Below are 20910 nucleotides of genomic sequence, written 5' to 3'. Positions count from 1 at the left end.
CGGCGACCAGCCATTCCAACGGAGAGTTCAATGAATATTCCTTCCACTCTGAAGACGACGGGGCGCGCGGCCGCATTGGGCTCGCTCGCTCTCGCAGCCCTGGGCACCGTCGCCGCATTCGCGCAGGAAGCCGCGGCTCCGGCAACCGCCGCCGCGCCGGCTGCGCCGGCGCCCGTGCTCGACACCGGCAACACCGCCTGGATGCTGACCTCGACGGCGCTGGTGCTGATGATGACCATTCCGGGCCTGGCGCTGTTCTACGGCGGCATGGTGCGCAAGAAGAACGTGCTCGCCACCATCATGCAGAGCTTCGCCATCACCTGCCTGGTGACGGTGCTGTGGTTCATGTTCGGCTATTCGCTCGCCTTCACCACCAATGAATCCGCCAGCTTGAACAACTATATCGGCGGCTTCTCGCGGTTCTTCCATCACGGCATTACCGTCTCGACCCTTTGGCTGCCGGGCGTGGCGAACATTCCTGAATTCGTCTTCTCGATGTTCCAGATGACCTTCGCCATCATCACGCCGGCGCTGATCGCCGGCGCCTTCGCCGAGCGCATGAAGTTCTCGGCGCTGTTGATCTTCATGGGCCTGTGGCTGGTCTTCGTCTATGCGCCGATCGCGCACTGGGTGTGGGGCGGCGGCTTCCTGGCCACGGCCGGCGTGCTCGACTTCGCCGGCGGCACGGTCGTCCATATCAACGCCGGTGTCGCGGGCCTGGTCTGCGCGCTGGTGCTGGGCAAGCGCGAGGGCTACGGCACCACCAACATGGCGCCGCATAACCTGGTCTATTCGGTGATCGGCGCCTCGCTGCTGTGGGTCGGCTGGTTCGGCTTCAACGCCGGTTCGGAACTCGCGGCCGACGGCCTCGCCGGTGCGGCGATGATGAACACGCAGGTCGCCACCGCCGCGGCGGCGCTGGCCTGGATGTTCGCCGAATGGATCGTCGCCAAGAAGCCTTCGGTGCTCGGCGTCATCTCGGGCGCCGTCGCCGGCCTCGTCGCGGTGACGCCGGCTTCCGGCTTCGTCAACCCGACCGGCGCCTTCATCGTCGGTATTCTCGCCGGCGTGATCTGCTACCTCTCGGCGGTCAAGCTCAAGCATGCGTTCGGCTATGACGACTCGCTCGATGCCTTCGGCGTCCACGGCGTCGGCGGCATCGTCGGCGCGCTGCTCACCGGCGCGCTCGCCGATCCGGCGATCAATGCGCTCGGCAAGGACGCCTCGGTGGCCAAGCAGCTCTACGGCATCGCCTTCACCATCCTGTGGACGGCGGTCGTCACCTTCGTGATCCTCTACATCGTCAAGGCGCTGGTCGGCCTGCGTCCGTCGACCCAGGAAGAGGTCGAGGGTCTCGACGTCACCCAGCACGGCGAAGTGGTGCCGTAAGGCCGGCTTCGCTTTTTGCTCTGGGGCAGTTCCGGACGGAAGGCTACGGCGAAGGCACAGAGCCCAACCGTTTTACACTTTCCTGGAATTGCCCCGAGGGCCGGCGGATCCTCCTCCCGCCGGCCCGGATTCTACCTCCCAAGATCCCGTCGTGATGCTCTCGAAAGGGGCTCACGCCTTGAGGCCCGGAACGACCTTCCGGGCCTCCTTTCGTCAGGCTGCCGCCCAAGCGTGCTTTCGATCACATTCACTTGATCACGCCAGCATGAAACGTTGGCCGCCATGGTTTCGTACCTGGATTGCGACCGTCACCATGGCGCTCGCCAAACAGAGGGAAGGAACCACCTAATGAACATCAAGAACATCTTCCTGGGAGCCATGGCTCTTTCGATGGTCAGCGGCGTTGCACTTGCCGGTGCTCTCGATGAGCCGGACAATATGGCCCCGTTCTTCACCGATTCCGGTATGAAGACCATGAAGCCCGAAGCCGACTTCAAGGCCGCCTGGGCCTCGACGGCCAAGGACAAGCAGGACATGATGATGAAGGAGTGCCAGGACGCGGCGATGAGCAAGCCTCACGCCGAATTCTGCGCCAACCTGATGGCATATGCCGGTCACAAGTGATTTGCCGAAGGTCGGGTTCGCACGGGCCTGATCGTTTCGTCATTCAGGCGGAGAGGGGTGGCGGGTTGCGAAGCCTGCCACCTTTGTCCTGGTAAAAGGCCATGGTTAATGCGGCCTTAACCTTCCCCCCGATAGTCTGGCATTCGAATCTGCCGAGGTGCGCCATGCGCCCGGCCAGGCAACGATTACGGGGAAGAGGCATGCGTTCAGGCGCTTCAGCACCGCTCGCGCTGACCGATACGCGGCACGGCATCCAGGCATTCGCACGGCGCCAGGTCGGACGGCTGGTCGGCGCCGGCCTGTTCCTGTTCACTGCCTTCGGCATCGCAGCGCTGGCCACATGGAACGTTGCCGACCCGAGTTTCTCGCACGCCACCAGCAACGTCGTCACCAACGCCATGGGCTATGCGGGTGCTGTGTTCTCCGACCTCGCCATGCAGTTCTTCGGCCTGGCCGCCGTCGCGGGGCTGGTGCCGGCGGTGATCTGGGGTTTTCTTTTGTTCTCCGCGCGCGGCGTCGACAGATTGCCGAAGCGCGGCTTCGCCTGGTTCGGCTTTGCGCTCACTGCCGCGGCCATCGTCGGCTGCGTGACGCCGCCCAACACCTGGCCGCTGCCGACCGGCCTTGGCGGTGTCTTTGGCGACATGGTGCTGAAAATCCCCGGCATCGCGGTCGGCGGTTACCCGAAAGGCCTTTTCGCCAGCATCATCGCGGTCATCCTCGCCGCGCCGGCCTTGTGGCTGTTCGCCTATGGCTCGGCGCTGATTGCCCGCAAGAACGGCTTTGCCATCATGGAGCGCGCCGCCGCGCCCGATCGGCGCGGGCAGGACGAGATGCTGTTCGACGAGGATGACGACGAGGGCGACGAGGGAATACTCGCGCTCGGCGCCATCACCCATTGGTGGCTGTCGTTCCGAGCCTGGATGCATCGCCGCGCCGCGCGTCGCAGGCAGGAGCGCGACGAATTCGAACCGCCGATGGAGCCCAAGGCCAGCGCCTGGCGGCGCGCGGCCGAGCGGGTCGAATCGGCCGAATTCGCCGAGGCCCGGATGAGTCCGGGCGGCCGCGCCCGGGTCGAGCCGGAATTCTTCGCCGCAATGGTCAACGATCGAAGCGTTTCGGTCGATCCGGTCGACGAGGACATTTTCGGCGACGAAGAGGACGAAGGCATCGACCTTGACGACTTCGACGACGAGGCGCCCGTGCAGCGGCGCGGCGCGTCGACCGCCAGGGTGCAGAATTTCCGCTCCGATGCCGCGACCCGCGTCGCGGCGCCTGCGGCGCGCCCGGTGCCAGGCGCCCGCGTCCAGCGTGAGGCGCAGACCTCGCTGATCGACTCCGACACGTTCGAGATGCCGTCGCTGCATTTCCTGTCCGAGCCAAAGAACGTCGCGAAGGATCCAAGCCTGTCGAAGGACGCGCTGGAGCAGAATGCGCGTCTGCTCGAGGGCGTGCTGGAGGATTTCGGCGTCAAGGGCGAGATCATCCATGTCCGCCCCGGTCCGGTCGTCACGCTCTACGAGCTGGAGCCGGCGCCCGGCATCAAGTCATCGCGCGTCATCGGCCTTTCCGACGACATCGCCCGCTCGATGAGCGCCATCGCCTGCCGCGTCGCCGTCGTGCCCGGCCGCAATGCCATCGGCATCGAGCTGCCCAACACCAAGCGCGAGACCGTCTATCTGCGCGAGATCATGGCCAGCCGCGATTTCGAGACGACGAAGGCCAAGCTCGCGCTGGCGCTGGGCAAGACGATCAATGGCGAAGCGGTCATCGTCGATATCGCCAAGATGCCGCATGTGCTGGTCGCCGGCACCACCGGCTCGGGCAAGTCGGTCGCCATCAACACCATGATCCTATCGCTGCTCTACCGGCTGACGCCGCAGGAATGCCGGCTGATCATGATCGACCCGAAGATGCTCGAGCTTTCCGTCTATGACGGCATTCCGCATCTTCTGACGCCGGTCGTCACCGATCCGAAGAAGGCGGTGGTGGCGCTGAAATGGACCGTGCGCGAGATGGAAGACCGCTACCGCAAGATGTCCAAGGTCGGCGTGCGCAACATCGACGGCTTCAACGCGCGCGTGCAGCAGGCCGAGAAGAAGGGCGAGAAGATCTCGCGTACCGTGCAGACCGGCTTCGACCGCCAGACCGGCGAGGCGATCTACGAGACCGAGGATCTCGATCTTGAGCCGATGCCCTATATCGTGGTCATCATCGACGAGATGGCCGACCTGATGATGGTGGCCGGCAAGGACATCGAGGGCGCGGTGCAGCGGCTGGCGCAGATGGCGCGCGCGGCCGGCATCCATGTCATCATGGCCACGCAACGCCCGTCGGTCGACGTCATCACCGGCACCATCAAGGCCAACTTCCCGACCCGCATCTCATTCCAGGTGACATCGAAGATCGACAGCCGCACCATCCTCGGCGAGCAGGGTGCCGAGCAGCTGCTCGGCATGGGCGACATGCTCTACATGGCCGGCGGCGGCCGCATCCAGCGCGTGCACGGCCCATTTGTCTCCGACGGCGAGGTCGAGCGGATCGTCGCGCATCTGAAGCTGCAGGGCGTGCCGGAATATCTCGACGCCATCACCGAGGACGATGGCGATGACGATGACGACGAGCCGTCCGGCAAGGGTGGTTCCGGCAGTGGCGGCGGCAATTTCGAGGATTCCGACGATCCCTACGACCAGGCCGTGGCGGTGGTGCTGCGCGACGGCAAGGCCTCGACCAGCTACATCCAGCGCCGGCTGGGCATCGGCTATAACCGCGCCGCCTCGATCATCGAGAAGATGGAGAAGGAAGGCATTGTCGGCCCCGCCAACCATGCCGGAAAACGCGAAATACTGGTGCCGACGGAGGACGACAAGTTCTAGGTTCATCGATGTCCAGGTGAGGCCGGCCTCACCTGGATCTCAACAGACCCTTGGCCCGGTGAGACGCCTACCCGGACCGGCAGGCAACTGGAAATGGTCTGGCGCGTGTGCGACGGGCTGTAGCCCGCGCATATCCGACTGGCTGTCGCCCGCGTGTGCGACTGGCTGTAGCCCGCGCTTATGCGACGGGCTGTCGCGCACCCGCCAAACTTAGGCCCTAGTGGGAGTCCAGATACTGCGACGACACGAAACACAGGAAGTGACCGGCATGAAGACCCCGACAGAATTTGCCCCCACCCGCCGCCAGGTTCTCGGCCTCGGCTTGATGCTTGGCGGAGCTGCCGCTCTCAACCTCGTGCCGGGCTACCAGCTCGTGGCCGCCGCGCAGGCGGCGGTGCCGCCGACGGCGCAGAAGATTGCCGACCACTTCTCCTCGGTGAAGTCGATGAGCGGCGAGTTCGTCCAGTTCGGCCCGAAAGGTGAGCAGACCGGCGGCAAGTTCTTCCTCGAACGGCCAGGCAAGATCCGCTTCAACTATGACGGCTCCTCCAACTTCCGCGTCATCTCCGACGGCAAGTCGGTGGTTATCCTCAACAAGAAGCTCAACACCTCCGACCTCTACCCGCTGTCGAAGACACCGTTGAAACTGCTGCTCGACGACCGGATCGACCTCTCCGGCGGACGCGTCAAGGCCGTCAAGGAAGAGGACGACCTCACCACCATCAAGCTTTCCGACAAGTCGGTGTTCGGCAACGCGACGATCACCATGATGTTCGATCCCAAGACCTACGAACTGCGCCAGTGGACGATCACCGACGCGCAGGGCAAGGACACGACGGTGATGATCTTCAACGTCAAGGAAGGCGTCTCCATCCCTGACGATACTTTCGCCATCGATTATACGGCGAACAGAGAGCTGAATACCAAGACGCGGTAGCCTTTCCGTCTCTGTCGGAGCTTTTCCCGTTACGCTGGCGCCGCCCCTCATCTGGCTGCCGCCATCTTCTCCCCGTAAACGGGGAGAAGCGACGCTTTGATCGACGATTTCGCCAATCGCCAACGTTGCAGCTGCTCTTTCTCCCGTTACGGCCGTCTACGGGGAGAAATGCCCGGCAGGGCAATGAGGGGCGGCGCTGACCTCTGAGATTTAGCCTGGCTTGTCTTTCCGGCGCGCGGCTGGCACTAGAGCATTTCACCGTTTCACGGAAACGGCGAACCCGCTCTATCTCTTTGTTTTGACGCAATTCCGGACAGAAAACCGCTCACACTTTTCCTGGAATTGCTCTAAATCGGCGATCTCTTGCCGGACCCACCGCATGCCTTTCACCGTCGCCACCTGGAACATCAACTCCGTGCGCCTGCGCATGCCGATCGTCGAACGGCTGTTGAAAGAACACGCGCCCGACGTGCTGTGCCTGCAGGAAACCAAAGTGCCCGACGAGCTTTTCCCGGAAAACGCCTTCCGCAAGGCGGGCTACGAGCACATCCTGTTCCACGGCCAGAAAGGCTATCACGGCGTCGCCACCGTCGCCCGCCGGCCGATCGAGCTGGTCGAAAAGCGGCGTTTCTGCGAGATCGAGGACAGCCGGCATCTGTCGGTCAGGGTCCAGGCGGGCGGCAAGTCGGTGCTGGTGCATAATTTCTACGTGCCGGCCGGCGGCGAGGAGCCGGACCCGGAGATCAATCGCAAATTCAGGCACAAGCTCGATTTCGTCCATGAGATGAACGGCGTGCCGGCGAGCCAGGACGAATCATCCGCGTCGATCCTGGTCGGTGACTTGAACATCGCGCCGCAGGAGCATGACGTCTGGTCCCACAAGCAATTGCTCAACGTCGTCAGCCACACGCCGGTCGAGACGGAAAACTTCGAGGCGATGCGAAGTAGCGGCGGCTGGGTCGACCTGATGCGGCTCAATGTGCCGGCCGAACAGAAACTATACACCTGGTGGAGCTATCGCGCGAAGGACTGGGAAGCTTCCAACCGCGGCCGCCGCCTCGACCATGTCTGGTCGTCCGCCAATCTGGTGCCGGATTTCGCCGGCTACGAGATCCTGCAGGCGGCGAGAGGGTGGGAGAAACCGTCGGACCACGTGCCGGTGATTGCCCGCTTTGCCCTCGATTAACCGGTAAACCTCGGCGCGAGTTCCTCGATGCGGGCGATCATCTGCTGGAATTCCTCCAGGATGCGCCCGTGCAGCTGCACGGCGAGCTCCGGGTATTCCTCCAGGATGCGGCGGAACATCTTGCGGCTCAGCCGGATCACTTCCGAATCGACGGCGGCGGAGGCGCTGGTCAGCCGGTTGGTATCGGCGATCAGCGCCAGTTCGCTCAGCATGGTGCCTGGGCCTGCCGTACCGATCGGGACGCGTTTGCCGCCTAGCTCCCGATAGAGTGCGATCAAGCCGCTGACTACGATGTAGGCAGAGTCAGCGACGTCGTCCTCGCGGTAGAGCTTATGGTCGGCCTGCAGGACGGTGGTCTCGGCGCCGAAGGCGAGCAGACGCAGCTGTTCCTGCGTGAAGCCCTGGAAAAGCTTCACGCTGGACAGGATGTGGATGTCGTCATCCAACGCCATCCTAGCTGTGTCCCCGAGCGGTCAGTCCAGTCCCTCCTTTGGAGCGGCGCGTTCTTATGGGACGCGCAAGAAACGCTCCAACACTTGCAGCCTGCACACCGTGCGAGCCATCCGTCGAGCCGATCCGTCACCCTCCAGCACCAGGATCGTACCCGAAGCGGTCCCGCCCCGACCGCTCAATCTGTTTGTTCTGACGCAATTCCGGACGGAAGGCTACGGCGAAGCCGCCGAGCCCAACCGCTTCACGCTTTTCCTGGAATTTCTGTAGATCATGAAATGTTTAAGGAACCAGCTTGTAGCCGCCGCTTTCTGTCACAAGAATTTCGGCATTCGAAGGATCGCGCTCGATCTTCTGGCGCAACCGGTAGACATGGGTCTCCAGCGTGTGCGTGGTGACGCCGGAATTGTAACCCCATACCTCTTCCAAAAGCACGTCGCGCGTCACCACCTTCTGGTCGGCGCGATAGAGATACTTGATGATCGAGGCTTCCTTCTCGGTCAGCCGCACCTTGGCGCCGCGCGGATCGATCAGCAGTTTCTGGCTGGGCTTGAACGTGTAGTGGCCGACCGAGAAGGTCGCGTCCTCGCTCTGCTCATGCTGGCGAAGCTGGGCGCGGATGCGCGCCAGCAGCACGGCGAAGCGGAAGGGCTTGGTCACATAGTCGTTGGCGCCGGCTTCGAGGCCCAGAATCGTGTCGGAATCGGTGTCGTGGCCGGTCAGCATGATGATCGGCGCCTTGTAGCCGCCCTTGCGCAGGATTTTCACCGCCTCGCGGCCGTCCATGTCGGGCAGGCCGACATCCATGATGAGCAGATCGACAACGCCGCCGCGCGCCGCGGCGACGCCTTTTGCGGCGGTCGATTCCTGCTGGACGTCGAATTCTTCGTAGAGCGCAAGCTGCTCCACCAAGGTGGCGCGCAGGTCGTCGTCGTCATCAACGATCAGAATGGTGCGTGATGTCATGGATCAATCCGTTGTTTTAAAAAGAATATTCAGTTGACCTCCCCCCATTTATGCGGAAGCTCACCGGCGCAACAGCCGATCACAGTGATTTGTTCCGTGACACAATCATACAAGAAAAAACGCGCGCGCAATGAGGCGGGTGCATTTTTGCCGAAAGCCTTGAGTGTTTTGGTCGTGCGGGCACGCCCCGGCAACCCCGCGCAGGGGTTCCTGCAGGTCGGCAAAACGGTGTTCCCCTGCGCGTTGGGGCGCGGCGGCATCTCCGCCAACAAGCATGAAGGGGATGGCGCGACGCCGTTGGCGTCAATGCGCATCCTGTCGGGCTATTTCCGCAACGATCATTTTTTGGGCGGGCGCAGGACAAGGGTGCCGATGGTCCCCATCGGCCCGGATCTCGGCTGGTGCGAGGTGCCCGACGACCGCAATTACAATCGTCCCGTGAAGATCCCCTATGGCGCGAGCCATGAGCGGATGCGGCGCGACGACCGGCTCTACGATGTCTGCCTGGTGCTCGACTGGAACATCGCGCCGCGCTTGCGCGGGCGCGGCAGCGCGATCTTCTTCCATCTGGCCCGGCCGGGCTTCACGCCGACGCAAGGGTGCGTGGCGGTGACGGCGCGTACCATGGCAAGGCTGCTTCCGTTGTTGTCGGATAGGACGGTGGTGAAGGTGGTCAGGTAGGCAGTAGGCAGTAGGCAGTAGGCAGTAGGCAGTAGGCAGTAGGCAGTAGGCAGTAGGCAGTAGGTGCTCTTTTTCCCCTACTGCCTAATTCCTACTGCCTAATGCCTGACCTTCGGCTGCTGCCAGCCCTTATCCAGCAATCCGATTCGGCCGAGTTCCCGGTCCATCGCCTTGGTAACGTCGCGGCGCTCGCCGCCGATATCGCGCAACTGGTGGTCCGAAAGATCCTCGACCGATTCGAGCCGAAGCCGGGCGGCGACACGCGCATGGCGCAGCCAGTCGAAGGTTGCATGCAGCCAATTCGGCAGGGATGATTTCAGGATGGCGCGGGACTTCAAAACGATCTCAGACATGGCTCTATCCGTGTTCTCCGGATGTCAAATCCGGTTTGATGGTGTTTCGATGAAGCCATCATGCCGGATTGAAAAATAAACGGGAAACGAGTAGTTCTTTTCTGATCGTCAAGTTTTATTTGGAGATCATATGTCCAAGCTGCTGCCCGGGACGCGCGCGCTGAGGACCTTTGAAGCGGCCGCCAGGCACCTCAATTTCACCCGCGCCGCCGACGAGCTCGGCCTGACGCCGGCGGCGGTCAGCCACCAGATCAAGGAAATCGAGGATCAGCTCGATCTGGTGCTGTTCACGCGCACCAGCCGCACCATCCGGCTGACGGAGGCGGGCAACGTGCTTCACGACGCGTCGATCGATGCGCTCGACCTGCTTAACCGGGCTGTGTCTCGAGCCCGCAAGATGACGCGCGGCACGTCGCTTTTGAAAGTGACGCTCGACGCGCAGTTCGCGACAAAGTGGCTGATGCGGCGTGTAGACGATTTCCGTCAGCAGAAACCCGGCATCGAGTTGCGCTTCGACATCACCTACCACGTCAGGGATTTCGACCGCGACGATGTCGATGTCGGCATCCGCTTCGGCGCCGGCAAATATCCTGGGCTTTGCGCGCACAGGCTGTTCGAAAACATCATCATCCCGGTCTGCAGCCCGGCGTTGCTGGCGTCAGGTCCGCCGCTGAAGGAGCCGCGCGATCTGTTCAATCACACGCTCGCGCATATCGAATGGTCGCGGCAGGGCGTGACCTGGCCCAACTGGAGCATGTGGATGCACGCGGCCGGCGTCGACGATTTCGACGACAGCCGCACGCTGGTGTTCGGATCCTCGACCGACGCAACCCAGGCGGCGCTCGACGGCAATGCCGTCGCGCTCGCCGACTTCGCCATGGTCGCCAACGATCTTTCGCAGGGGCGCCTGGTGCGGCCCTTCGAGCTCGGCATCAAGGTCGCGCCGGAATTCGCCTATTTCCTTGTCTATCCCGAAGCCGCGAAGGACGACGCGCGCGTCGTCGCCTTCCGCGAATGGCTTACCGAGGAGGCGGCGAAGACGCCGACATGAGACCCGATCGTCAGCCCGCGGGTGCGGCCGGCGCGCCGAACCAGCCGATCACGGCACCCATGATCAGCATCACACCCAGCCAGTGGCCGGCATCGATCAGCGTCAGGAACCAGCCGAAACCTTCATAGCGGTGGTTGACCGAAAGCGTGGTGGCGATGAAGCCGAGCCAAAGCACGAAGCCGAACAGCAAGCCCGCGATCGGGTTCGGCTCGCCGCCGGTTATGGCGCCCACCACCAGTGTCAGGACGAGCGCCATGATCAGCTCGGCGATGAAGCTGACGATGAACGGAACGGCCGAGCGCTTCATGGTGGCCGGGTCGAGCTTGGCGGCCTTCATCCAAGGCTTGCTCAAGCCCATGTACCAGACGGCGCCGAGCACCCATGCGACGACAGCGGCGACGATCACCGCCAGCCAGTTCACGACCGAAAAATCCATGCTTTTCCCCTCCAAATCGAAATGCGATGGAACGCTTGTTCGCTCATCGCGTCAAGCAAGGCGCCACACGGTCGTACGCTTGACCTCTGCATCTTCCAGCACGCGCGTTACCGGGATCTCATAGACGGCAAGCGAGTGCAGTCCGGTCCTGGGAAGGTAGGCGCGGCCCGGATCGCCGACGAGGATCTCGGCGCCGCGCGCCCGCAAGCTCGCGAACCATGGCAGCAGCCTGTCGGCGAAGGCCTTGTCGTAGAAGACGTCGCCGGCAAGCACGACGTCCCAGCCATCGTCGGAGCCGACACAATCCGTGCCGAGGAATTCCGCGTCAACGGTATTGGCTTCGAGGTTGAGCGCGATTGCCGTCTCGCAAAACGGGTCGATGTCGGCGGCGATCACCTGCGCCGCGCCGGCTTTCATCGCCGCGATGGCAACGAGGCCTGAACCGGAAGCGAGGTCGAGCACCCGCTTGCCGCGCACCGTTCCGGGATTGTCGAGTACATAGCGGGCGAGGCCCTGGCCGCCAGCCCAGGCAAAGGCCCAGAAAGGCGGCGGCAGGCCGATCTCGGCCAACTCCTCCTCGGTGCGCAGCCAAAGGTCATGCGCCTCGTCGGCGAGATGCAGCAGCACTTCCGGCACGTGCGGCGGCGCCATCAGCGCCGTGTTGTCGAGGATGAACTTTTTCGCGCTCCTTGGCGTGAGCTTGGTCACGGCGCCGGGTTGAGCTCGGCCATGCGGCAGACTTCTTTCCATTCGGCCGGCGTCACCGGCTGCACCGAAAGCCGGCCGAGCCGGACCAGCGCCATCTCGGCGAGCTTGGGATTGGCCTTGACCTGTTCCAGCGTCACCGGCTTCGGCACGTCCTTGAAGGCGCGGATGTCGACGCATTCCCAGCGCGGGTCGTCGGTGGTGCTGTCGGGATGCGCCAGCGCGCAGACCTCGGCGATGCCGACGATGTCGAGCCCCTCGTTGGAATGATAGAAGAAGCCCAGATCGCCGATCCGCATCGCCTTCATATTGTTACGGGCGGCATAGTTGCGCACGCCATCCCACTGCGTGCCGGCCTTGCCTTTGGCCTTCAGCGCCTCGAAGGAAAAGACCGAGGGTTCGGACTTGAACAGCCAGTAGTTCATCTCAGTTGTCCCATCGCCGTTGTTGGTGCGCCACGCGCGGCGTTCTCGTCACCGCTACCCTTACGCTCTCCCCGTCGCTGCGGCGAGAGCGGTGAGCGATCATGCGCCGGCAGGCTTCTGGAAAACCCAGTTCCATGCCCGGATTTCGACACTTTTGAACAGGCCGGCCCTGGCATAGGGATCGGCGGCAGCCAGGGCTTGTGCCGCAGCCATGTCCGGCGCTTCGATCATCACCAGGCTGCCGTCCGGCTTGCCGTCGGCGCCGAGGAAGGGACCTGCAAAGGCAAGCCTGCCTTCGCCGATCAGGCCCTCCAGGAACGCCGCATGCGCGGGCCTCGTGTCGACGCGCAGCTGCAGGCTGCCCGGCTTGTCCTTGCAAATCAACGCAAACAGCATCTTCAAAACTCCGATGGTCAGATGTCGGTTTCGGTTTTCAGCGGCCTCGTCATCAGCGCGGTCACGGCCTGACCGATCGTCACCTTGCCGTCGAGGATGGCGGCGACGGCTGAAATGATCGGCGCCTCGATGCCGCGCTCGGCGGCGATGCGGGCGGCAATGCCTGCCGTCGGCACGCCCTCGGCCAGCGGCAGGCCGGCCAGCGGCTTGCCCTGGCCGAGCGCCAGGCCATAGGCGAAATTGCGTGACTGCGCCGAGGAACAGGTGAGCAAAAGGTCGCCGAGGCCGGAAAGCCCCATCAGCGTCTCCGGCCTGGCGCCGAAGGCGGCGCCGATGCGGCGCAACTCGACGAAGCCGCGCGTCACCATGGCGGCCTGGGCGCTGGCCCCTAACCCGGCGCCGGTGACGGCACCGGCGGCGATGGCAAAGACGTTCTTCAGCGCGCCGCCGATCTCGACGCCGATCAGGTCGTCGCTGGAATAGCAGCGCAGGTTTTGCGCCGAGAAGCGGGCGGCAAGCTCGGCCGCCAATTCCGCCTCGCGAGCGGCAACCACGACTGCCGTCGGCAGGCCGCGCGCGACATCGCTGGCAAAGCTCGGTCCGGACAGCGCGGCGACGGGGTTCCTCGGCAGGCTTTCCTCGACGATCGCCGACAGCAGCGCACCGGTGTCGCGCTCGATGCCTTTGGCGCAGAGCACCAGCGGCACGCCCACAGGGACGTGGTTGCGCGCATCTGCCAGCGCCGCGCGCAGCGACTGCGCCGGCGTCACCGCCAGCACGCAGTCGGCACCGCCGAGCGCCGCGGCGATGTCGCTGGTGGCGACGATACCGGGCTCGATCGCGATGCCGGGCAGATAGCGCGGGTTTTCGCCGCGGTCGATCGCGGCGACGGTCTCAGGATCGCGCGCATAGAGGCGGACAAAATGGCCGGCGCGGAGCATGGCGAGCGCCAGCGCCGTGCCCCAGGCGCCGCCGCCCAGCACCGCGACGCGCCAGCCGCTTGGCATTTTGGGCTGCACACCGCTCGTGACCACCTCGGTCATGCCTTGGCACCGCGCCGGCCCGAGCCGACCAAGGGCGTGGAAACGCTGTCGAGCGGCCAGCGCGAACGCGGCACGAAGTCGGCGGCGTTTTCGCCGGCGATGCCGGCGCGCAGGCGCTCGATGCCGGCCCAGGCGATCATCGCGGCGTTGTCTGTGCAGAGTTTTTGCGGCGGCGCGACAAATACGAAGCCGGCTTGGGAACAAAGCGCTTCAAGCGTTGCCTTGATCGTGCGGTTGGCGGCAACGCCGCCGGCGACGACCAGCGCCGGCTTTGCCTGGTCGGAGAATTCCCGGCGGAAGCGGGCAAGGGCGCGGCCGATACGGTCGCCCAGTGCGTCGGCCACCGCAGCCTGGAAGGAAGCGCAGATGTCGGCGACGTCCCGGTCGCTCAGCGGCGCAATCGCCGTCGCCGCCTGGCGCACCGCCGTCTTAAGGCCGGAGAAGGAAAAATCCGGCTGCGTCGAGCCTTTCATCGGGCGCGGGAAGGCAAAGCGGCTCGCATCGCCGCTGGCTGCGGCCTTCTCGACATTCGGGCCGCCCGGATAGGGCAGGCCGAGCATCTTGGCCGTCTTGTCGAAGGCTTCGCCGAGCGCGTCGTCGATGGTGGTCGCCCAGCGCTGGTAATCGCCGACGCCGCGCACCGCCACGATCTGGGTGTGGCCGCCCGAGACGAGCAGCAGAAGATAGGGGAAGTCGAGACCGTCGGTCAGCCGCGCGGTCAGCGCGTGGCCTTCGAGGTGATTGATGGCGATCAGCGGCTTGTTGGCGGCGGCGGCGATCGCCTTGGCGGTCATCAACCCGACGATCAGCCCGCCGACCAGGCCAGGGCCGGCCGTCGCGGCGATCGCGTCGATTTCGTCCAGCGACACGGCCGAATCCGCAAGCGCCGCCTCGACGATGCCGTCCAACGCCTCGACATGGGCACGCGCGGCAATCTCGGGCACGACGCCGCCAAAGGCGGCATGCTCCTCGATCTGGCTCAGGACCACGTTCGACAGGATTTGGGGCGCGGAGCCGCCGTCCAGCGCCACCACGCTGGCCGCCGTCTCGTCGCAACTCGTCTCAATGCCCAGAACGCGGATCAATTGGTCGCTGTCCATGAAGATTGTGTCGCCGGAGGTCTGTCGATATTCAGGTGATGCCGGCCTGCAAGTGGCGGGTTCCTGCGCTTCCGGTGCTCACGTACTTCAAGTACGCTCCGCTCCGGTTCTCAGAACCCATCATTTTCGGCTCGGCCTAACCTGAATCTCGGCAGAACTCATGTGCCGGGGGTTATCACGGACCGCGCGCCATGCAAACTTTGAAAATCGGAACACGCGGCAGCCCGCTGGCGCTCGCCCAGGCGCATGAGACGCGGGCGCGGCTCATGCAGGCGCATGGCCTGCCCGAGCAGGCGTTCGAAGTCATGCCCATCTCGACCAGCGGCGATCGCATCCAGGACCGGCCGCTGTCGGAAGCCGGCGGCAAGGGCCTGTTCACCAAGGAAATCGAGGAGGCGCTGCTCGACGGCCGCATCGACATCGCCGTGCATTCGTCGAAGGACATGCCGACGGTGCTCCCCGACGGGCTGGAGCTTTTCACTTTCCTGCCGCGCGAGGACGCGCGCGACGCTTTCATCGGCAAGCGGGTGAAGCGGATCGCCGACCTGCCGCATGGCGCGACGGTCGGATCCTCATCGCTGCGCCGCCAGGCGCTGATCCGCCGGATGCGGCCGGATTTGGAGGTGGTGATGTTCCGCGGCAATGTGCAGACGAGGCTGCGCAAGCTGGATGAAGGGATCGCCGAGGGCACCATCCTCGCCTATGCCGGGCTGAAGCGGCTCGGGCTCGAAAATGTCATCACGGACCTGATGCCGCTGGAGGATTTTCCGCCGGCGCCGGGGCAAGGCGCGATCGGCATCGAATCGCGTGTCGGCGACCGCGATGTCGAGAAAATGCTTGCGGCGATCCATGACGTGCCGACCGGCCAGGCCCTGGCCTGCGAGCGCGCCTTCCTCGCGGCGCTCGACGGCTCGTGCCGCACGCCGATCGCCGGCCATGCGACGGTATCGGGCGAGAAACTCTCCTTTGCCGGGCTGATCATCTCGCCCGACGGCACGGAATCGCACGAAGTCCGGCTGGAAGGCGAGGCCGCGGATGCGACGGAAATAGGCATGGATGCCGCGCGAACGGTTCGCGCCAGGGCCGGCGCGAAGTTCTTCGACGGATGGGCCTGACATGGTCCGCGTCCTGGTGACGAGGCCGGAGCCTGGCGCGTTGCGCACGGCACGACGCCTCGAAGACCAGGGATTTCAGCCGATACTGCTGCCGCTGACCGAGACGAGCGCATTGCCCGCCGAGGCGACTATCGGCGCCGATATCATCGCGGTCGCCGTCACCAGCGCCAATGCAGTCCGGCATGCGTCGAAGGCGTTGATCGCGGCGCTTGCGGGCCTGCCTTGCCATGCGGTTGGAAAAAGGACGGCCGAGGCCTGCCACGCGGCGGGATTTCTATCCGTCATAGAAGGTCCGGGCGATGCCGAAGCGCTGGCTGACGTCATCGCCGGCGGCCTTGCCGGCAAGGCCATCGTCTATTTGTGCGGCCGCTTTCGCTTTGCGATGTTCGAGCGGCGGCTGGCGATGGCGGGCGTGCAAGTCCAGGCGGTCGAGACCTACGACACAACAGGGATCGACTATGACGATGCCGACGTGCTGGCCCGCTTGTCGGGCCTGCCGGTCGAGGCAGCGCTGCTCTATTCAGCCAAGGCCAGCGCGGCGCTGGTCAGCCTGATTGCGCGGCCAGCCCTGCGGCATCTCTTTGAAAGAACGGAATTTTTGGCACTCTCGGCGCGTGTCGCCGAGCCGCTGGATAGGGTTGTCCGTCAAACGATCCGCATCGCCTCGCGGCCCGAGGAAGATGCGTTGCTGGCGCTTTTGTCGCTGCCCGGCTGAGCCGCGTCATCACACCGCCCCTTTTCACCGCTTGGTGATGTGCTAGAGCATCCCCTGGACCCTTAGAACCATCCTCAAGCCAGTTCGCGGAGCCCAAGCATGGTGAAGACGCCGAAGATGCGACATTCGAAGACCCGGCGCGAGCCGGTGACCATCGAACTCGAGCCCGGCGCCGTCTCGCGAATCGCCGACGAGGATGCCGCCAAGGCCGACGCCGATAAGGCCGAGGCCAATGCCGGGCAGACCGATGAGGCGAAGGCGGAAGAGGCCGCCGCCGCTTCGCAGCCGGAAGCTCCGGAAGAGCCGATCCATGCCGAGCAGGCCGATATCGAGCCGTGGGAGCACAGCGACGCCGCACAGGCCGCGGCGGACAAGCCCGAGGCCAACAGCAAGGACGAAGCTGAAGCGCCGTATCCGAGCGGTTCGGATGCACCGAAAAGCCAACCCAAGGGCTTCGACTACAATTTCGAGGACGCATCCGCGGCCACCGCCGGCGCCTCGACATCAAAGTCAAGCGAGACGTGGAGCGATGATCGCGTGCCGCAGCCATCGCGGAGAACCGGCGTCAACGCCATCGCCGCCGGCGTCGTCGGCGGTGTGATCGCGCTTGCCGGCGCCGGCCTGCTGCAGGCGGTCGGCCTGATCGGATCCGCAGGACCGGGCGGCGGGTCGCTCGACGGCGTCAATGGCGAGATCGCTTCGCTGAAGAGCGAGATCGCGGCGCTGAAGGAAAGCGGCGACGCCGGCGGCGGCGCTTCCGCCAAGGTCGATAGTATTTCGTCGGCGCTAGCGCAGGTCAAAGCCGATGTCGCGGCGCTGAAATCCTCGGCCGGGCAAGGCGGCGACGGCACGGCGCTCAAGGCGCTCGGCGACAAGGTCGGCCAGATCGAGATGGCTGTTGCCGACCTGCGGAAGAACGGAAGCGCGGCGCCCGTCGATCTCGGTCCGCTCAACGAGAAGCTGGCCGGGCTCGACGCGCTGGTGAAGTCGTCCGGCGACGCGGCCAAGGCCGAGGACGGCCGGGTCGCGGCGCTGGAGCAATCCGTGTCGCAACTCTCCGGCAAGGTCGAGGCACAGGCCTCGCAGCCCAAGATCGCGCTGGCGATCGCCGCGTCGGCGCTGAAGGCGGCGCTCGATCGCGGCGCGCCGTTTGCCACCGAGCTCGATACGTTCGCGGCGATCGCGCCGGATGCGCCCGAGCTCGCGGCGCTGCGGTCCTATGCCGACAAGGGTGTGCCGACCCGCGCCACCATCGCTTCGGAGGTCGATGCCGCTGCCAATGCCATGGTCGAGGCGGCGACGCCTGTCGACCAGAACGCCGGGTTCTTCCAGAGCCTGGTGTCGAGCGCGGAGACGCTGGTCAAGGTGCGGCCGGTCGGCGCCGTCGAGGGCAAGGGAGCGCCCGAAACCGTGGCGCGCATCGAAGTGGCGGTCAACCAGGGCGACTACGCCAAGGCGCTCAGCGAATATGACACGCTGCCGGACGCGGCGAAGGCGGCCGGCGCAGATTTTGCCGGCAAACTGAAGGCGCGGCTGGAGGTCGAAAAGCAGCTCGAAGCGCTGATTGCCGGCGCGACGAAGGCGTGAGGACCACAAGATGATCCGCATCCTCGTCTTCCTCGCCGCCGTCTTCGGGCTCGGGCTGGGCTTTGCCTGGCTCGCCGATCGTCCGGGCGAGATGCTCGTCACCTTCAACGGCTACCAGTACCAGGTCACGCTGATGGTGGCGGCGGTGGCGATCGTCGCCGTGGTCGCGGCGGTGATGATCGTCTGGTGGCTGGTCAAGTCGGTGTGGAACAGTCCCTACACCATCTCGCGCTATTTCCGGGTGCGCCGCCGCGACCGCGGCTATCAGGCGCTGTCGACGGGCATGATCGCAGCCGGTGCCGGCGACGGCGCGCTGGCGCGCAAGAAGACCAAGGAGGCGGCCAAGCTGATCAGCTCCGACCAGGAGCCGCTGATCAACCTGCTCGACGCGCAGGCCTCGTTGCTCGAAGGCGACCATGAAGGCGCACGCGAGAAATTCGAGCGCATGCTCGACGATCCGGAAATGCGGCTGCTCGGCCTGCGCGGCCTCTATCTGGAGGCAGAGCGCCTCGGCGACCGCAACGCCGCGCGCCACTATGCCGGCCGTGCGGCGGCGGTGGCGCCGCAGCTTGCCTGGGCGGCGGAATCGACGCTCGAGGAGCTGACCGAACGCGGCGACTGGGACGGCGCGCTGAAGCTGGTCGAGGCACAGAAATCGACACGGCAGATCGAGCGCGATGCCGCCAACCGCCGTCGCGCCGTGCTGCTCACCGCCAAGGCGCAGGCGCTGGTCGGCAGCGATCCGAACGCGGCCCGCACCGCGGCGCTCGAAGCCAACAAGCTGGTGCCCGATTTCGCGCCGGCGGCGGTCATCGCCGCCGATATGGTTTTCCGGCAAAACGATGTGCGCAAGGGCTCCAGGATCCTGGAGGCGGCCTGGAAGGCCGAGCCGCATCCCGATATCGCCGAGCTCTATACGCATGCAAGGCCGGGCGATGCCGTGCTCGACCGCCTCAACCGGGCGAAGAAGCTGCAGGAATTGAAGAAGAACCACGCCGAGTCGTCCATGGCCGTGGCGCGCGCGGCGCTCGACGCGCAGGATTTCGCCACCGCCCGGCGCGAGGCGGAGGCCGCGATCCGCATGGATCGCCGCGAGGGCGCCTATCTGCTGCTCGCCGACATCGAGGAAGCCGAGACCGGCAATCAGGGCAAGGTGCGGCAGCTGCTGTCGAAGGCGGTGCGCGCGCCGCGCGATCCGGCCTGGGTGGCGGACGGCGTCATCTCCGAGCGCTGGGTGCCGGTGTCGCCGATCACCGGCAAGCTCGACGCCTTCACCTGGCGTGCGCCGATGGAGCGGCTTGGCCAACTGATCGAGAGTGACTCCGACGCCGCGGTGCCGGCGATCGCCGCCACGCCAGCGGTCGAGGAAAAGGCCATCGACATCGCATCCGATATCCCGGCGGAGAAGCCGGCGCCGGCTCGCCCGAATGGCGGCGAGAAGGACGCGGCGGCTGCCGAACCGGCCGGCGAGGCGGAAGCAAGCGGGCAAGGTTCGGATCTGCCGCCTTTGCCGGACGATCCGGGGGTCGCGCCGGAAGAGGAAGCGGAAAAATCGCCGCGCCGGTTTCGTTTGTTTTGAGGCCCGGACTTGACTGACAGGAAAGACTTGATGGACAGGGAAAAGGTATCGATGTTCGAGCGCGTATTGTCCTTCCTGAGGGATCTGCCGGCTGGCGGCGAGGCCAGGCCGAGCGCCGACGATCCGCGCGTGGCGGCCTCCGCGCTGCTCTACCATGTGATGAACGCCGACGGCGTGCGCCAGGATGTCGAATGGGAGCGGTTCAAGCAGATCCTGGCCGAGACCTATTCGGTGAGCGGCGAGGAGCTCTGTGCGCTGGCCGCGGCCGGCGAGCGTGCCGACAATGAGGCGATCGACCTCTACGCCTTCACCAGCGTGCTCAAGCGCGATCTCGACGCCGAGGCGCGCAAGGCCTTCATTGGCCTGATGTGGGAAATCGTCTATGCCGATGGCGAGCTGGACGAGCTCGAGGACAACACTGTCTGGCGGGTCGCCGAACTGATCGGCGTCGAGCGTCGCGACCGCATCGAGGCGCGCCGCAAGGCGGCGGCCGAGGTGCCCGGCGCGCGGGGCCAATCGAGCGACGAATAACAGGACCCTTCGCCTTCCATGCCACCCAGACCGAGGCCGAGACCAAAAATCCTGATCGTGCTGCATCAGGAGAATTCGAGCCCCGGTCGCGTCGGCCATATGCTTCTGGAAGAAGGTTTCGATCTCGACATCCGCCGCCCGCCATTGGGCGAGGAGTTGCCCTGCACGCTGGACGATCATGCCGGCGCGGTGATGTTCGGCGGGCCGATGAGCGCCAATGACGAGGACGAATTCGTCCGCCGCGAGACCGACTGGCTGGAAATCCCGCTCAAGGAGAACCGACCCTTTCTCGGCATCTGCCTCGGCGCGCAGATGCTGGCCAATCATCTCGGCGGCAAGGTCGAGGGCCATGGCGACGGGCTGGTCGAGATCGGCTGGTATCCGCTGAAGGCGACCGAGGCCGGCAGGAAGCTGATGCACTGGCCGGAGATGGTCTACCAGTTCCACCGCGAGGGCTTTTCGCTGCCCAAGGAAGCGACGCTGCTGGCGACGGCGGAAACCTATCCCAACCAGGCCTTCCGCTATGGCGACAATGCCTGGGGTATCCAGTTCCATGGCGAGCTGACCCGGGTGATGATGCAGCGCTGGGTGGTGCGCGGCGCGCATCGCTTCGAGTTGCCCGGCGCCCAGCCCGGCCGCGACCATCTCGGCGGCCGGCTGATCTGGGACATGCACCTCAAGCGCTGGCTGGGTGAGTTTTTGGGGCTGATTTTCGGCAAGCCGGCTGCGGGATAAGGTCGAACCCGGTTATTGGTCGTTGAGAAG

General features: G+C 65.2%; 22 protein-coding genes. 13 read left to right on the top strand and 9 right to left on the bottom strand.

The window, feature by feature from the left end; all coding sequences use genetic code 11:
• The first annotated feature begins 30 nt into the window (after positions 1-30).
• The 5 genes from RFM68_RS12265 to xth all read left to right on the top strand — a co-directional run bounded on the left by RFM68_RS12265 (position 31) and on the right by xth (position 7012).
• The gene (locus tag RFM68_RS12265; protein WP_320233234.1) at positions 31-1389 is read left to right on the top strand and encodes an ammonium transporter; all 1359 of its coding nucleotides are present in this window, start codon (positions 31-33) and stop codon (positions 1387-1389) included.
• A gap of 348 nt (positions 1390-1737) precedes the next feature.
• A complete protein-coding gene (locus RFM68_RS12260; RefSeq protein ID WP_320233233.1) occupies positions 1738-2013 on the top strand; it encodes a hypothetical protein in 276 nt (91 codons plus the stop codon).
• A gap of 200 nt (positions 2014-2213) precedes the next feature.
• The gene (locus tag RFM68_RS12255; RefSeq protein ID WP_320233232.1) at positions 2214-4889 is read left to right on the top strand and encodes a DNA translocase FtsK; all 2676 of its coding nucleotides are present in this window, start codon (positions 2214-2216) and stop codon (positions 4887-4889) included.
• Positions 4890-5157: 268 nt separating this feature from the next.
• A complete protein-coding gene (locus RFM68_RS12250; protein WP_320233231.1) occupies positions 5158-5826 on the top strand; it encodes an outer-membrane lipoprotein carrier protein LolA in 669 nt (222 codons plus the stop codon).
• Positions 5827-6205: 379 nt separating this feature from the next.
• A complete protein-coding gene (gene xth / locus RFM68_RS12245; protein WP_320233230.1) occupies positions 6206-7012 on the top strand; it encodes an exodeoxyribonuclease III in 807 nt (268 codons plus the stop codon).
• Here xth and RFM68_RS12240 read toward each other — a convergent pair.
• Together RFM68_RS12240 and RFM68_RS12235 are read right to left on the bottom strand one after the other, a co-directional pair.
• On the bottom strand, positions 7009-7464 hold the full coding sequence (locus tag RFM68_RS12240) for a cyclic nucleotide-binding domain-containing protein (protein WP_320233229.1): 456 nt from the start codon (positions 7462-7464) through the stop codon (positions 7009-7011). The genes xth and RFM68_RS12240 overlap by 4 nt on opposite strands.
• 280 nt (positions 7465-7744) lie before the next feature.
• Entirely contained in the window at positions 7745-8428 is a 684-nt protein-coding gene (locus RFM68_RS12235) for a response regulator transcription factor (RefSeq protein ID WP_027169089.1), read from the bottom strand.
• 84 nt (positions 8429-8512) lie between these two features.
• Between RFM68_RS12235 and RFM68_RS12230 the strand changes: the two genes are divergently transcribed.
• Positions 8513-9109 (top strand): L,D-transpeptidase family protein, encoded by a 597-nt coding sequence (locus RFM68_RS12230; RefSeq protein ID WP_320233259.1) that lies wholly within the window; start codon positions 8513-8515, stop codon positions 9107-9109.
• A gap of 98 nt (positions 9110-9207) precedes the next feature.
• Here the strand turns inward: RFM68_RS12230 and RFM68_RS12225 are convergent, their stop codons facing one another.
• Complete coding sequence (locus RFM68_RS12225) at positions 9208-9462, bottom strand: hypothetical protein (protein ID WP_320233228.1); 255 nt, start codon at positions 9460-9462, stop codon at positions 9208-9210.
• Between the two features lie 130 nt (positions 9463-9592).
• Here RFM68_RS12225 and gcvA point away from each other — a divergent pair, with 130 nt between their 5' ends.
• On the top strand, positions 9593-10513 hold the full coding sequence (gcvA, locus tag RFM68_RS12220) for a transcriptional regulator GcvA (protein ID WP_320233227.1): 921 nt from the start codon (positions 9593-9595) through the stop codon (positions 10511-10513).
• 10 nt (positions 10514-10523) lie between these two features.
• Here the strand turns inward: gcvA and RFM68_RS12215 are convergent, their stop codons facing one another.
• From RFM68_RS12215 to tsaD, 6 genes are all read right to left on the bottom strand, one after another.
• Positions 10524-10949, bottom strand: coding sequence for a DUF1761 domain-containing protein (locus RFM68_RS12215; RefSeq protein ID WP_320233226.1), 426 nt, complete (start codon positions 10947-10949; stop codon positions 10524-10526).
• 51 nt (positions 10950-11000) lie between these two features.
• Positions 11001-11699 (bottom strand): class I SAM-dependent methyltransferase, encoded by a 699-nt coding sequence (locus tag RFM68_RS12210; protein WP_320233225.1) that lies wholly within the window; start codon positions 11697-11699, stop codon positions 11001-11003.
• A complete protein-coding gene (locus RFM68_RS12205) occupies positions 11654-12079 on the bottom strand; it encodes an EVE domain-containing protein (RefSeq protein WP_320233224.1) in 426 nt (141 codons plus the stop codon). Before RFM68_RS12205 ends, RFM68_RS12210 begins: the two co-directional genes overlap by 46 nt.
• 99 nt (positions 12080-12178) lie before the next feature.
• Positions 12179-12475 carry a YciI-like protein gene (locus RFM68_RS12200; protein ID WP_320233223.1) on the bottom strand — a complete coding sequence of 99 codons (297 nt, stop codon included), beginning with the start codon at positions 12473-12475 and terminating at the stop codon, positions 12179-12181.
• A 17-nt stretch (positions 12476-12492) separates the two neighbouring features.
• The gene (locus RFM68_RS12195) at positions 12493-13518 is read right to left on the bottom strand and encodes an NAD(P)H-dependent glycerol-3-phosphate dehydrogenase (protein ID WP_320233222.1); all 1026 of its coding nucleotides are present in this window, start codon (positions 13516-13518) and stop codon (positions 12493-12495) included.
• The gene (tsaD, locus tag RFM68_RS12190; RefSeq protein WP_320233258.1) at positions 13515-14600 is read right to left on the bottom strand and encodes a tRNA (adenosine(37)-N6)-threonylcarbamoyltransferase complex transferase subunit TsaD; all 1086 of its coding nucleotides are present in this window, start codon (positions 14598-14600) and stop codon (positions 13515-13517) included. Before tsaD ends, RFM68_RS12195 begins: the two co-directional genes overlap by 4 nt.
• A 209-nt stretch (positions 14601-14809) precedes the next feature.
• Between tsaD and hemC the strand changes: the two genes are divergently transcribed.
• From hemC to RFM68_RS12160, 6 genes are all read left to right on the top strand, one after another.
• Entirely contained in the window at positions 14810-15733 is a 924-nt protein-coding gene (gene hemC / locus RFM68_RS12185; RefSeq protein WP_320233221.1) for a hydroxymethylbilane synthase, read from the top strand.
• Between the two features lies 1 nt (position 15734).
• Positions 15735-16448 carry a uroporphyrinogen-III synthase gene (locus RFM68_RS12180; RefSeq protein WP_320233220.1) on the top strand — a complete coding sequence of 238 codons (714 nt, stop codon included), beginning with the start codon at positions 15735-15737 and terminating at the stop codon, positions 16446-16448.
• A gap of 99 nt (positions 16449-16547) precedes the next feature.
• Positions 16548-18035 carry a COG4223 family protein gene (locus RFM68_RS12175; protein WP_320233219.1) on the top strand — a complete coding sequence of 496 codons (1488 nt, stop codon included), beginning with the start codon at positions 16548-16550 and terminating at the stop codon, positions 18033-18035.
• A gap of 10 nt (positions 18036-18045) precedes the next feature.
• Complete coding sequence (locus RFM68_RS12170; RefSeq protein WP_320233218.1) at positions 18046-19614, top strand: heme biosynthesis protein HemY; 1569 nt, start codon at positions 18046-18048, stop codon at positions 19612-19614.
• A 51-nt stretch (positions 19615-19665) separates the two neighbouring features.
• Positions 19666-20145 carry a tellurite resistance TerB family protein gene (locus RFM68_RS12165; protein ID WP_320233257.1) on the top strand — a complete coding sequence of 160 codons (480 nt, stop codon included), beginning with the start codon at positions 19666-19668 and terminating at the stop codon, positions 20143-20145.
• An 18-nt stretch (positions 20146-20163) separates the two neighbouring features.
• Entirely contained in the window at positions 20164-20880 is a 717-nt protein-coding gene (locus tag RFM68_RS12160) for a glutamine amidotransferase (protein ID WP_320233217.1), read from the top strand.
• Positions 20881-20910 lie beyond the last annotated feature (30 nt).

It is taken from the genome of Mesorhizobium montanum (assembly GCF_033977145.1).
In the GTDB taxonomy this organism is placed as follows: Bacteria; Pseudomonadota; Alphaproteobacteria; order Rhizobiales; family Rhizobiaceae; genus Mesorhizobium; species Mesorhizobium montanum.
The sequence above is the reverse complement of the archived record's forward strand: the minus strand, read 5'-3'. Positions and strand labels throughout refer to the sequence as shown.